Source organism: Marinobacter sp. BW6 (assembly GCF_008107725.1).
GTDB lineage: Bacteria > Pseudomonadota > Gammaproteobacteria > Pseudomonadales > Oleiphilaceae > Marinobacter.
Window position 1 is genome coordinate 13,254 of sequence record NZ_VIRN01000054.1, and the last position, 13,615, is coordinate 26,868.

The window sequence follows — 13,615 nt, forward strand, 5'->3', positions numbered from 1 at the left end:
GGACAGGCTGGTGGCTTTGGGCCACCGGCCTTTTTCTGTTGTATATGCTATAGAGTCTGGTGAGCAATTGCAGGTTGATGTCAGATCTATAACCTACAGCCAGAGTCTTGTTCAAGACGGCGCGATAAGCCGAGCAATTCGGCCCCGAAGCAGAACAATGGTTGCTTCTTGATACCAGGTATCAGGTCTAAAGCTGGGGAATGCAGATGACTTACTCCTACACTGAGAAAAAGCGGATTCGCAAAGATTTTAGTAAATTGCCTTCCGTGATGGACGTCCCCTATTTGCTGTCTATTCAGCTGGATTCGTTCCGGGACTTCCTCCAAATGGAAGCCGCTCCTGAAGACCGCCGGGAAACCGGTCTTCACGCAGCATTCAAATCCGTATTCCCGATTGTCAGTTACTCTGGCAATGCCGCGCTCGAATACGTGAGTTACCGTATTGGCGAGCCGGTTTTTGATGTCAAGGAATGCCAGCTTAGGGGCGTAACCTATGCAGCGCCGCTGCGGGTGAAGGTCCGCCTTATCATTTACGATAAGGAATCGTCCAATAAGGCGATCAAGGACATTAAAGAGCAGGAAGTCTACATGGGCGAAATGCCCCTGATGACCGAGAACGGTACCTTCGTTATCAACGGTACCGAGCGCGTTATTGTTTCCCAGCTCCACCGGTCTCCGGGTGTATTCTTCGATCACGATAAGGGCAAGACCCATTCCTCAGGCAAGCTGCTGTATTCTGCCCGGGTGATTCCTTACCGTGGTTCCTGGCTGGACTTCGAGTTCGATCCGAAGGACTCCGTGTTCGTTCGTATCGACCGCCGTCGTAAACTGCCGGCCTCGATTCTGCTGCGTGGCCTGGGTTACACCTCCGAGCAGATGCTCGAGATGTTCTTCGAAACCAGTAAGTTCAGCCTTGGCGCGGAAGTGTGCAAGTTGGAGCTGGTGCCGAGCCGTCTGCGGGGCGACATCGCTACCTTCGATATCAAGGACAATGACGGCAACGTGATTGTCGAGGAAGGTCGCCGGATTACTGCCCGGCACATCAAGCAATTGGAAAAAGCCGGTATCAACGAGCTTGAGGTGCCGACCGAGTACCTGTACGGCCGAGTACTGGCCAAGGACATGATCGATCAGGCGTCCGGTGAGGTTCTGGTGGAGTGTAACTCCGAGCTGACCGAAGAGCTGGTTACTAAAATCCTCGATGCTGGCGTGAAGGATATCGAAACCCTTTATACCAACGATCTGGATTGCGGTCCGTTCATGTCCGACACCCTGCGTATCGATCCGACCCGTACGCCGCTGGAAGCGTTGGTTGAGATCTACCGGATGATGCGCCCGGGTGAGCCGCCCACCAAGGAGTCGGCTGAGAACCTGTTCAACAACCTGTTCTTCTCCGAAGAGCGGTATGACTTGTCTGCGGTTGGCCGGATGAAGCTGAACCGTCGCCTGCGCCGTGAAGAGAGCACAGGTGAAGGTACGTTGACCCACGAAGACATCATCGATGTCCTCAAGACCCTGATCGATATCCGTAACGGTCAGGGCAATGTGGATGACATCGATAACCTGGGTAACCGTCGTGTTCGCTGCGTTGGTGAAATGGCTGAAAACCAGTTCCGCGTTGGCCTTGTGCGGGTTGAGCGTGCGGTTCGCGAGCGTCTGAGCCTTGCTGAAAGCGAAGGCTTGATGCCGCAGGACCTCATTAATGCCAAGCCGGTGGCTGCTGCTGTCAAAGAATTCTTTGGCTCCAGCCAGCTGTCCCAGTTCATGGACCAGAATAACCCGCTGTCCGAGGTGACTCACAAGCGTCGTATCTCTGCGTTGGGCCCAGGCGGTCTGACCCGTGAGCGCGCCGGCTTTGAGGTTCGTGACGTACACCCGACCCATTACGGCCGGGTATGCCCGATCGAGACACCGGAAGGTCCGAACATCGGTCTGATCAACTCGCTGGCGACTTACGCCCGTTCCAACTCCTACGGCTTCCTTGAAAGCCCGTACCGGAAGGTCGAGAACGGCGTGGTAACCGATGAAGTGGTTTACCTGTCCGCTATCGAGGAGAGCAACTACGTCATCGCCCAGGCCAGCGCCGCCATGGACGAAAAGTCCAAGCGTCTGACCGACGAGCTGGTTACGGTGCGGCACCAGAACGAATTTACCGTTACTCCGCCGGAAAGCGTCAACTTCATGGACGTATCTCCGCGTCAGGTTGTGTCGGTAGCGGCATCTTTGATTCCGTTCCTGGAGCACGACGATGCTAACCGGGCACTGATGGGTGCGAACATGCAACGTCAGGCGGTTCCGACGCTCAAAGCCCAGGTTCCCCTGGTCGGGACTGGTGTTGAGCGGACGGTTGCCCAAGACTCCGGCGTCTGTGTGTCCGCCCGTCGGGGCGGTGTCATCGAAAGCGTTGACGCTTCGCGCATCGTGGTTCGTGTCAACAACGAGGAAACTGAAGCGGGTGATGCAGGTGTGGATATCTACAACCTGACCAAATACACCCGCTCGAACCAGAACACCTGTATCAACCAGCGCTCCATCGTGCGTCAGGGCGACGTTATTGCCCGTGGCGACGTGCTGGCTGACGGCCCGTCCGTCGATCTGGGTGAGCTGGCCCTGGGGCAGAACATGCGCATCGCGTTCATGCCCTGGAACGGTTACAACTTTGAGGACTCCATCCTCATTTCCGAGAAAGTGGTTCAGGAAGACCGTCTGACTACCATCCACATTCAGGAGCTGACCTGTGTGGCTCGGGACACCAAGCTGGGAAGCGAAGAAATCACCGCGGACATTCCGAACGTTGGTGAAAGTGCGCTGTCCAAGCTGGATGAGTCCGGTATTGTTTACATTGGTGCTGAAGTAGGCCCTGGCGACATTCTGGTAGGCAAGGTAACACCGAAAGGTGAAACCCAGCTTACCCCAGAAGAGAAGCTGCTGCGTGCCATCTTTGGTGAGAAGGCGTCTGATGTGAAGGACACCTCCTCCCGTGTGCCGACTGGTACCCGCGGCACCGTTATCGACGTGCAGGTCTTTACCCGCGACGGTATCGAGAAGGATCAGCGTGCCCAGGCCATTGAGAAAGAGCAGCTGGACCAGTATCGCAAGGACTTGAAAGACGAGTACCGGATTGTTGAAGGTGCGACCTTTGAGCGTCTGAACAGTGCGTTGAAAGGCCAGGAAGTCATCAGTGGGCCGGGCCTGAAGAAAGGGGCGACCCTCGAAGAGAGCTACTTGGCCGAGCTGCCGCGTTCCGACTGGTTCAAGCTCCGGATGAAAGACGAGAGCCTGAACGAGCTGCTGGAGAAGTCCGAGCAGGGTCTGGAAGATCGCAAGAAAGAGCACGAAGCGCGCTTCGACGACAAGAAAGGCAAGCTTCAGCAGGGCGATGACCTCGCGCCGGGCGTACTGAAGATCGTCAAGGTGTACCTGGCTATCAAGCGTCGTATCCAGCCGGGTGACAAGATGGCCGGTCGTCACGGTAACAAGGGTGTTATTTCATCGGTTATGCCGATTGAAGACATGCCTTACGACGAGCACGGCAATACCGTTGACGTGGTTCTGAACCCGCTGGGTGTTCCTTCGCGGATGAACGTAGGTCAGGTGCTTGAGACTCACCTGGGCGCGGCGGCCAAGGGTCTGGGTGAGCGTATCAGCCAGATGCTGGACGAGCAGCGCAAGGTGGCGGAATTACGCAAGCTGCTGGATGAGATCTACAATCACTCAGACGAAGTGTTCAAGGTGGACCTGGATTCCCTGTCCGACAAGGAAATCCTGGAGATGTGCCACAACCTTCGTGGCGGTGTACCCATGGCAACGCCGGTATTCGACGGTGCGAAGGAAGCCGAGGTCAAGCGTATGCTTGAACTGGCGGGACTGAGCACCACCGGTCAGACCATGCTGTACGACGGTCGCACCGGTGATATGTTCGACCGCCCGGTGACGGTTGGCTACATGTACATCCTGAAGCTGAACCACCTGATCGACGACAAGATGCACGCTCGTTCCACCGGCTCTTACAGCCTGGTTACCCAGCAGCCGCTGGGTGGTAAGGCGCAGTTCGGTGGCCAGCGCTTCGGTGAGATGGAAGTGTGGGCTCTCGAGGCCTACGGTGCAGCTTACACGCTGCAGGAGATGCTCACCGTCAAGTCTGATGACGTGAACGGTCGGACCAAGATGTACAAGAACATTGTCGATGGCGATCATCGGATGGAGCCGGGCATGCCCGAATCCTTCAACGTTCTTGTCAAGGAAATCCGCTCGCTGGGTATCGACATCGAGCTGGAATCCGAGTGAGCCGAATTGTTTTTGGCAGCGTGAGCGGGCACGACCAGTGCCCGCCCGAGATTAACGCCATCCGGAGCTTTTACTGATGAAAGATTTGCTGAATCTTCTCAAGAGCCAGAACCAAAGCAAGGAATTCGACGCCATCCGCATTGGCCTGGCGTCGCCTGACATGATCCGTTCCTGGTCCTTTGGCGAAGTGAAGAAGCCTGAGACCATTAACTACCGTACCTTCAAGCCGGAGCGCGACGGTCTTTTCTGTGCCAAGATCTTCGGCCCGATCAAGGACTACGAGTGTCTTTGCGGTAAATACAAGCGCCTCAAGCATCGCGGAGTCATCTGCGAGAAGTGTGGTGTTGAGGTCGCATTGGCCAGCGTGCGCCGTGAGCGTATGGGCCACATCGAGCTGGCCAGCCCGGTCGCACACATCTGGTTCCTGAAGTCACTGCCGTCCCGTATCGGTCTGATGCTGGACATGACCCTGCGCGATATCGAGCGGGTCCTGTACTTCGAGTCCTTTATTGTGATCGATCCGGGGATGACTACCCTGGAGAAGGGCCAGCTGCTGAACGACGAGCAGTATTACGAAGCCCTGGAGGAATTCGGTGACGAGTTCGACGCCCGTATGGGTGCCGAGGCGGTCAAGGAACTCCTGGAAGGTATCGACCTGCAGGAAGAGGTTGATGCCCTGCGTGAAGAGATCCCGCAGACCAACTCCGAAACCAAGATCAAGAAGTTCAGCAAGCGTCTGAAGATTCTTGAGGCGTTCCTGTATTCCGGCAACAAGCCGGGCGACATGGTCATGACCGTGCTGCCGGTACTTCCGCCGGATCTCCGCCCGCTGGTACCGCTGGACGGAGGCCGCTTCGCGACCTCTGATCTGAACGATCTGTACCGTCGGGTGATCAACCGGAACAACCGTCTCAAGCGCCTGCTGGAGCTAAACGCTCCGGACATCATCGTGCGCAACGAGAAGCGGATGCTGCAGGAAGCCGTCGATGCCCTGCTGGACAACGGCCGTCGTGGCCGGGCCATTACCGGCACCAACAAGCGCCCGTTGAAGTCCCTGGCTGACATGATCAAGGGCAAGCAGGGTCGTTTCCGTCAGAACCTGCTTGGTAAGCGTGTGGACTACTCCGGTCGTTCGGTGATCGTGGTCGGTCCTTACCTGCGCCTGCACCAGTGTGGCCTGCCCAAGAAGATGGCACTGGAGCTGTTCAAGCCGTTTATTTTCTCCAAGCTGGAGCACCGCGGTCTGGCGACCACGATCAAGGCCGCCAAGAAGATGGTCGAGCGCGAGGAAGGCGTGGTCTGGGATATCCTGGACGAAGTCATCCGTGAGCATCCGATCATGCTGAACCGTGCGCCGACGCTGCACCGTCTGGGTATCCAGGCGTTCGAGCCGGTTCTGATCGAAGGCAAGGCGATCCAGCTGCACCCGCTGGTGTGTGCCGCCTACAACGCCGACTTTGACGGTGACCAGATGGCGGTCCACGTACCGCTGACTCTGGAAGCCCAGCTCGAAGCCCGTGCGTTGATGATGTCCACCAACAACGTACTGTCGCCGGCCAACGGCGAGCCGATCATCGTACCGTCCCAGGACGTGGTGCTCGGGCTGTACTACATGACCCGTGAGCGCAAGAGCGCCCTCGGTGAAGGCATGACGTTTGCCGACGTCAAAGAGGCGCATCGTGCCTACGGCGCAGGCAAGGTTGACCTTCAGGCCATCGTCAAGGTTCGAGTGAAAGAGGTTACGATTGCCGAAGACGGTTCTCGTACCGAAGAGTACAAGATTGTGGATACCACGGTTGGCCGGGCGCTGCTGTTCGATATCGTGCCGGATGGCTTGTCCTACGAGCTGGTCAACAAGCCGATGGTCAAGAAGGCGATCTCTAACTTGATCAACACCTGCTACCGCGATGCCGGTCTGAAAGACACCGTTATCTTCGCGGACCAGCTGATGTACATGGGTTATCACTACGCGACCGTCTCCGGTATCTCGATCGGGTTTAACGATTTCGAGATCCCGCCGGAGAAATACGAGCTGGTGGATGCCGCCTCCGCCGAGGTGAAGGATATCGAAACCCAGTACGCGTCCGGTCTGCTGACCCAGGGCGAGAAGTACAACAAGGTTATCGACATCTGGTCACGTGCCAACGATAAAGTTTCCAAAGCCATGATGGAGCGTCTGGCGAAGGAGCAGGTTATCGGGCCTGATGGGCAGCCGGTGAAGGGTGAAGACGGCGAATACCTGATGCAGGAGTCGTTCAACTCGGTTTACATGATGGCCGATTCCGGCGCCCGGGGTTCCGCGGCCCAGATCCGTCAGCTGGCCGGTATGCGTGGCCTGATGGCCAAGCCGGATGGCTCCATCATCGAAACGCCGATCACCGCGAACTTCCGTGAAGGTCTGAACGTACTCCAGTACTTCATCTCCACCCACGGTGCCCGTAAGGGTCTGGCGGATACCGCTCTGAAGACCGCGAACTCCGGTTACCTGACTCGTCGTCTGGTGGACGTTTCCCAGGATCTGGTCGTTACCGAGCCTGACTGTGGTACCGATGAAGGTCTGCTGATGACGCCGCACATCGAAGGTGGCGACGTTGTCGTACCCCTGGGTGACCGGGTTCTGGGTCGTGTGACCGCACGTGATGCGTTTACGCCGACCGACAAGGACAACGCCGTTATCACTGCCGGTACCCTGCTGGACGAGAAGGCCGTTGAAACCCTCGAGCGGGCCGGTGTGGATGAAGTCTGGGTTCGCTCTGCGATCACCTGTGAAACCCGCCACGGTATCTGCTCCAAGTGCTACGGCCGTGATCTGGCCCGTGGCCATGAGGTCAACGTGGGTGAAGCTGTCGGTGTTATCGCCGCACAGTCCATCGGTGAGCCGGGTACCCAGCTGACCATGCGTACCTTCCACATTGGTGGTGCGGCCAGCCGGGCGTCCGCGGTCGACAATATCCAGGTCAAGCATGGCGGTACGGTCCGTCTGCACAATATGAAGTCCATCGAGAAGGCCGATGGTTCTCTGGTAGTGATCTCCCGCTCCTCCGCGCTGGCCATTGCGGATGATCAGGGGCGTGAGCGTGAGTGGTATAAGCTGCCATACGGTGCTGTTCTCTCCGTGAAGCACGGAGATGCCGTTGAAGCCGGCGTTGTGGTTGCCAAGTGGGATCCACACACTCACCCGATCATTGCCGAAGCCGGTGGTACCGCGAAATTCGTCAATATGGATCAGGGCATCACTGTCCGGACCCAGACCGACGAACTGACCGGCCTGTCCACCATGGAGGTCATCGATTCCAAAGAGCGTCCTGCTGCTGGCAAGGACATTCGTCCGGCCATTCAGCTGATTGACGAAAAGGGCGAGGAAGTGGAGCTGCCAGGCGGCGGTACCGCAATCTTCTTCCTGCCGGCGAATGCGCTGGTGACCATGGCTAATGGCGCGCGAGTCGAGCTGGGTGATGTGGTTGCGCGGATTCCGCAGGAAAGCTCCAAGACCCGGGATATCACCGGTGGTCTGCCGCGAGTTGCCGATCTGTTCGAGGCCCGTCGTCCGAAGGAGTCGTCCATCCTGGCCGAAATCAGCGGTATGGTCTCGTTCGGAAAGGAAACCAAGGGCAAGAAGCGTTTGGTGATCACTCCGAAGGATGCTGATCCCTACGAAGTGCTGATTCCGAAGCACCGTCAGCTCAACGTCTTCGAAGGTGAAACCGTTGAGAAGGGCGAGGTGATTTCGGATGGTCCATCCAACCCGCACGACATTTTGCGTCTGCTGGGTGTGGTTGAGCTGGCCAAGTACATCACCAACGAAATCCAGGACGTTTACCGTCTGCAGGGCGTTGTCATCAACGATAAACACATTGAGGTTATCGTTCGTCAGATGCTGCGCAAGGTCGAAATCACCGATCCGGGTGATACGACTCTGCTGTCCGGTGATCAGGTGGAAATCACCCAGGTGCTGGAAGAAAACGAAAAGGCCGACGTGGCAGACAAAGAGCCCGCAAGGTTCGAGCGTCTGCTGCTGGGTATCACCAAGGCTTCCCTGGCCACCGAGTCGTTCATTTCTGCGGCTTCGTTCCAGGAAACCACCCGGGTACTCACCGAAGGTGCGGTTACCGGTAAGCGTGATTACCTGCGCGGCCTGAAAGAAAACGTTGTGGTTGGTCGACTGATTCCGGCTGGTACCGGTCTGGCGTATCACAACGAGCGTCGTCGCAAGCGTGACCTGGAAGAGCAGGGCGTAACCGCGGCCGACGTGGAAGAAGCTCTGAGTGCCGAGCTCAACCGCGAAAGCTGAGTTGAGCCGGCGCACTGCCTCCGGGTAGTTACCTACCCGTGAGGTGGTCAAAAAGAGACCAGTCATCTTGACTGTCCGGGGGCGCAGGCTTACACTTGCGTCCCTTAAATTTTACCCCCTGCACTGGGGGTAAGTTTCATTGATATGGTTTTTTGGAGTTTGCTTACATGGCAACGATTAATCAGTTGGTGCGTAAGCCTCGTAAGCGCCGGGTAGCCAAGAGCGATGTTCCTGCTCTCCAGGCCTGCCCACAGCGCCGTGGTGTATGCACTCGTGTATACACCACAACGCCGAAGAAGCCGAACTCAGCACTGCGTAAAGTGTGCCGCGTTCGTCTGACCAACGGCTACGAGGTTTCCTCATACATTGGCGGTGAAGGTCACAACCTTCAGGAGCACAGTGTTGTGCTCATCCGTGGCGGTCGAGTAAAAGACCTTCCGGGTGTGCGCTATCACACTGTTCGCGGAACGCTGGACACCCAGGGTGTTCAGAACCGTAAGCAGGGCCGCTCCAAGTACGGTGCAAAACGACCCAAGTCCTGATGTCCCGAGCGGGTGTCTTTTATCGTTGCTTGTCAGAACGGTAAGAGTAAGGCTGAGTAGCATTTGCTATCTCAGGGGTTCCTGAAGACCTTTTAGATATATAAGGGCTTATCGATGCCTAGAAGAAGAGTTGCAGCTAAACGGGAAATTATCCCGGATCCGAAATTCGGCAGTGCACGTCTTGCCAAGTTCATCAACCACGTGATGGAAAGTGGCAAGAAGTCTACCGCAGAGCGCATTGTTTACGGCGCTCTGGACATTGTTGCCGAGAAATCCAAGGAAGAGCCGATCGACATGTTCGAGAAGGCCCTGGAGAACATCCAGCCGATGGTTGAGGTTAAGTCCCGTCGTGTGGGTGGCGCTACTTACCAGGTGCCTGTTGAAGTACGGCCTTCCCGTCAGAACGCGCTGGCGATGCGCTGGCTCGTAGAATATTCACGGAAGCGCGGTGAGAAGTCCATGGCTCAGCGTCTGGCTGGTGAAATCCTGGACGCCGCTGACAGCAAAGGCTCCGCTGTTAAGAAGCGTGAAGATGTTCACCGCATGGCAGAAGCCAACAAGGCGTTCTCTCACTTCCGTTTCTAATCAGCCGAGGTTTATACAGTGGCACGCAAGACTCCTATCAAGCGTTACAGAAACATTGGTATTTGTGCGCACGTTGATGCGGGCAAAACCACAACCACCGAGCGGGTCCTGTTTTATACAGGTATTTCCCACAAGATCGGTGAGGTTCATGATGGTGCAGCTACCATGGACTGGATGGAGCAGGAGCAGGAGCGTGGTATTACCATCACCTCTGCTGCGACTACGACATTCTGGCAAGGTATGGACAAGCAGTACCCGGAGCACCGGATCAACATCATCGACACCCCGGGGCACGTTGACTTCACCATCGAAGTAGAGCGCTCCTTGCGCGTACTCGACGGTGCGGTTGTAGTGTTCTGTGGCTCCTCCGGTGTTGAGCCCCAGTCCGAAACCGTATGGCGTCAGGCCAACAAGTATGAAGTTCCCCGCATGGTGTTCGTCAACAAGATGGACCGTGCCGGCGCTAACTTCCTGCGGGTGGTTGACCAGATCAAGAAGCGTCTGGGTGCGAACTGCGTCCCCATTCAGCTGCCGATCGGTGCCGAAGACAACTTTGCCGGTATTGTGGACCTGATTCGTAACAAGGCCATCTACTGGAACGAAGCTGACGCTGGCGCCAGCTACGAGCAGAAAGAAGTGCCTGCGGAAATGGAAGAAGAAGTCGCCATGTACCGCGAGCAGATGGTTGAAGCTGCTGCAGAGGCCAACGAAGAATTGATGGAGAAGTACCTCGAAGAGGGTGAGTTGTCCATCGAAGAAATCAAGAAGGGTCTGCGGATGCGCACCCTGGCCAACGAAATCGTTGTTGCCACCTGTGGTTCTGCATTCAAGAACAAGGGTGTTCAGGCGGTTCTCGACTCCGTTATCGAGTTTCTGCCGGCGCCGGACGAAGTCAAGGCCATTCGTGGTGAAGTTGACGAAGATGGCACCGAAGAGCTTCGTGAGGCGGATGACAACGCGCCCTTCGCGGCACTGGCGTTCAAGATCGCCACTGACCCGTTTGTCGGTACGCTGACTTTCTTCCGGGTTTACTCCGGTAAGCTTGAGTCGGGTAATGCCGTTTACAACTCGGTCAAGGGCAAGAAAGAGCGCGTCGGCCGTATGGTTCAGATGCACTCCAAGGATCGTCAGGAAATCAAAGAGGTTCTGGCGGGCGATATTGCTGCGGCTATCGGTCTGAAAAGTGTGACCACCGGTGACACCCTGTGCGACGAGAATCACAAGATCATTCTCGAGCGCATGGAGTTCCCGGAGCCGGTTATCTCTGTTGCCGTTGAGCCGAAGTCCAAGGCGGACCAGGAAAAGATGGGCGTTGCCCTGGGCAAGCTGGCTCAGGAAGACCCGTCGTTCCGCGTTCGTACTGACGAAGAATCCGGCCAGACAATCATCTCCGGCATGGGTGAGCTTCACCTGGACATCATCGTCGACCGTATGCGTCGCGAATTCAAGGTAGAGGCGAACATCGGTAAGCCGCAGGTTGCTTATCGTGAGTGCATCCGCAAGCCGGTAGACGTCGAAGGCAAATTCGTACGTCAATCTGGTGGCCGTGGTCAGTACGGTCACGTCAAGCTGAAGCTTGAGCCGCTGCCGCTGGATGATGAAGAAGGCGAAAACTTTATCTTCGTGAATGAGATTGTTGGTGGTGTTGTTCCCAAGGAATACATCCCGGCAGTTCAGCAGGGTATTGAAGAGCAGATGCAGAACGGCTGTCTGGCCGGTTATCCGCTGCTGCGTATCAAGGCAACCCTGTACGACGGCTCCTATCACGACGTCGACTCCAACGAAATGGCCTTCAAGGTTGCCGGTTCCATGGCAATGAAGAAGGGTGCCCTCGAGGCAAGCCCGGCACTGCTCGAGCCGATCATGCGTGTGGAAGTTGTGACGCCGGAAGACTACATGGGTGATGTTGTAGGCGACCTGAACCGTCGTCGCGGCGTTATCCAGGGTATGGACGAGGGTCCTGCCGGTAAGGTCATCCGTGCAGAGGTTCCGTTGTCGGAAATGTTCGGTTACGCCACCGACCTGCGTTCTGCAACGCAAGGCCGGGCGTCCTACGCGATGGAGTTCTCTGGTTATTCAGAGGCACCTTCGAACATTGCCGAAGCGATCATTAAAAAGGGTTGATCCCCAGGACTTAAGAAACAGGAAGAGGTGTAACCGTGTCTAAATCTAAATTTGAGCGTAATAAACCGCACTTGAACGTAGGCACCATTGGTCACGTAGACCATGGTAAAACCACTTTGACTGCTGCCCTGACCCGTGTATGTCACGAAGTTTGGGGTACAGGGTCTGCGAGTGCATTCGACCAGATCGATAACGCACCGGAAGAGAAGGCTCGTGGTATCACGATCGCGACATCTCACGTTGAGTACGATTCTCCGAACCGTCACTACGCACACGTAGACTGCCCTGGCCACGCTGACTATGTGAAGAACATGATCACTGGTGCGGCGCAGATGGACGGCGCGATCCTGGTTTGCTCCGCAGCTGACGGCCCCATGCCGCAGACTCGCGAGCACATCCTGCTGTCCCGTCAGGTTGGTGTACCTTTCATCGTGGTGTTCCTGAACAAAGCGGACATGGTAGACGATGAAGAGCTGCTTGAGCTGGTTGAGATGGAAGTTCGTGACCTGCTGAGCCAGTACGACTTCCCGGGTGACGACACTCCGATCATCACCGGTTCCGCGCTGATGGCGCTGGAAGGCAAAGACGACAACGAGATGGGTACTACCGCTGTCAAGAAGCTGGTAGAAGCTCTGGATGACTACATCCCTGAGCCGGAGCGTGCGATTGATCAGCCGTTCCTGATGCCGATCGAGGACGTCTTCTCCATCTCCGGTCGTGGTACTGTTGTGACTGGCCGTGTTGAGCGTGGCGTTATCAAGACCGGTGACGAAGTGGAAATCGTTGGTATCAAGGATACCGTGAAGACTACTTGTACTGGTGTTGAGATGTTCCGCAAGCTGCTGGACGAAGGTCGTGCTGGTGAGAACATTGGCGCGCTGCTGCGTGGCACCAAGCGTGACGACGTTGAGCGTGGTCAGGTTCTGGCGGTTCCGGGTTCGATCACTCCGCACACCAAGTTCGAGTGCGAAGTGTACGTACTGTCCAAAGAAGAAGGCGGTCGTCATACTCCGTTCTTCAAGGGCTACCGTCCGCAGTTCTACTTCCGTACCACCGACGTAACCGGTTCTTGCGAACTGCCGGAAGGTGTGGAAATGGTTATGCCGGGTGACAACGTCAAGATGAGTGTTACCCTGATTGCTCCGATCGCCATGGAAGATGGCCTGCGCTTCGCGATTCGTGAAGGCGGCCGTACCGTTGGTGCCGGCGTAGTCTCCAAGATCATCGAGTAATCTGCTCGCTTGATCAGGAAAAAGGGGCTGATTCTTCAGCCCCTTTTTCTGTTTCAGCCGTAAAGCTTGCCTGGCCCGGTCGACTAGCATTGCTGTTGACAGGGTTGGGTATTATGCATACAATGCGGCTCCTTTTTTTGAAGGTCGGCTAACTAGTAGCTGCTACGAGTGGAGTTTGGTGCATCATGCAAAGCCAAAAAATTCGAATCCGGTTGAAGGCGTTTGATTATCGCCTGATCGACCAGTCCACGCAGGAGATCGTCGATACCGCCAAGCGGACCGGCGCTCAGGTGCGTGGCCCTATCCCTCTGCCGACGCGGAAGGAAAAGTACACTGTATTGATCTCTCCGCACGTCAACAAAGACGCGCGCGATCAGTATGAAATTCGTACGCATAAGCGTTTGCTCGACATTGTTGAGCCGACGGAAAAGACAGTAGATGCTCTGATGAAACTGGACCTGGCAGCAGGTGTAGACGTTCAGATCAGCCTCGGCTAATACCGCCCGGTACTAGTCTGTGTAACTGTCATAAGGCCATAGAGGGTGAGAGCCCCGT

7 protein-coding genes are annotated in these 13,615 nt (G+C 56.4%); all 7 read left to right on the forward strand.

Annotated features, from left to right (window positions below; all coding sequences use genetic code 11):
• Nucleotides 1-206 precede the first annotated feature (206 nt).
• The 7 genes from rpoB to rpsJ all read left to right on the forward strand — a co-directional run bounded on the left by rpoB (nucleotide 207) and on the right by rpsJ (nucleotide 13,557).
• The gene (rpoB, locus tag FMN52_RS04850; protein WP_148607557.1) at nucleotides 207-4,286 is read left to right on the forward strand and encodes a DNA-directed RNA polymerase subunit beta; all 4,080 of its coding nucleotides are present in this window, start codon (nucleotides 207-209) and stop codon (nucleotides 4,284-4,286) included.
• Between the two features lie 76 nt (nucleotides 4,287-4,362).
• Complete coding sequence (gene rpoC, locus FMN52_RS04855) at nucleotides 4,363-8,577, forward strand: DNA-directed RNA polymerase subunit beta' (RefSeq protein ID WP_148607558.1); 4,215 nt, start codon at nucleotides 4,363-4,365, stop codon at nucleotides 8,575-8,577.
• Nucleotides 8,578-8,744: 167 nt separating this feature from the next.
• Nucleotides 8,745-9,119 carry a 30S ribosomal protein S12 gene (rpsL, locus tag FMN52_RS04860; protein WP_148607559.1) on the forward strand — a complete coding sequence of 125 codons (375 nt, stop codon included), beginning with the start codon at nucleotides 8,745-8,747 and terminating at the stop codon, nucleotides 9,117-9,119.
• A 114-nt stretch (nucleotides 9,120-9,233) separates the two neighbouring features.
• Nucleotides 9,234-9,704, forward strand: a complete 471-nt coding sequence (gene rpsG / locus FMN52_RS04865) for a 30S ribosomal protein S7 (protein ID WP_008174847.1) — start codon at nucleotides 9,234-9,236, stop codon at nucleotides 9,702-9,704.
• Nucleotides 9,705-9,722: 18 nt separating this feature from the next.
• A complete protein-coding gene (fusA, locus tag FMN52_RS04870; protein ID WP_148607560.1) occupies nucleotides 9,723-11,828 on the forward strand; it encodes an elongation factor G in 2,106 nt (701 codons plus the stop codon).
• A 35-nt stretch (nucleotides 11,829-11,863) separates the two neighbouring features.
• Nucleotides 11,864-13,060, forward strand: coding sequence for an elongation factor Tu (tuf, locus tag FMN52_RS04875; RefSeq protein ID WP_008174851.1), 1,197 nt, complete (start codon nucleotides 11,864-11,866; stop codon nucleotides 13,058-13,060).
• A gap of 185 nt (nucleotides 13,061-13,245) precedes the next feature.
• The gene (rpsJ, locus tag FMN52_RS04880) at nucleotides 13,246-13,557 is read left to right on the forward strand and encodes a 30S ribosomal protein S10 (protein ID WP_004580743.1); all 312 of its coding nucleotides are present in this window, start codon (nucleotides 13,246-13,248) and stop codon (nucleotides 13,555-13,557) included.
• Nucleotides 13,558-13,615 lie beyond the last annotated feature (58 nt).

Bases quoted from the DNA above. Each gene is read 5' to 3' on its own strand.
- rpoB (WP_148607557.1), top strand. From the start codon at position 207: ATGACTTACTCCTACACTGAGAAAAAGCGGATTCGCAAAGATTTTAGT.
- rpoC (WP_148607558.1), top strand. From the start codon at position 4,363: ATGAAAGATTTGCTGAATCTTCTCAAGAGCCAGAACCAAAGCAAGGAA.
- rpsL (WP_148607559.1), top strand. From the start codon at position 8,745: ATGGCAACGATTAATCAGTTGGTGCGTAAGCCTCGTAAGCGCCGGGTA.
- rpsG (WP_008174847.1), top strand. From the start codon at position 9,234: ATGCCTAGAAGAAGAGTTGCAGCTAAACGGGAAATTATCCCGGATCCG.
- rpsJ (WP_004580743.1), top strand. From the start codon at position 13,246: ATGCAAAGCCAAAAAATTCGAATCCGGTTGAAGGCGTTTGATTATCGC.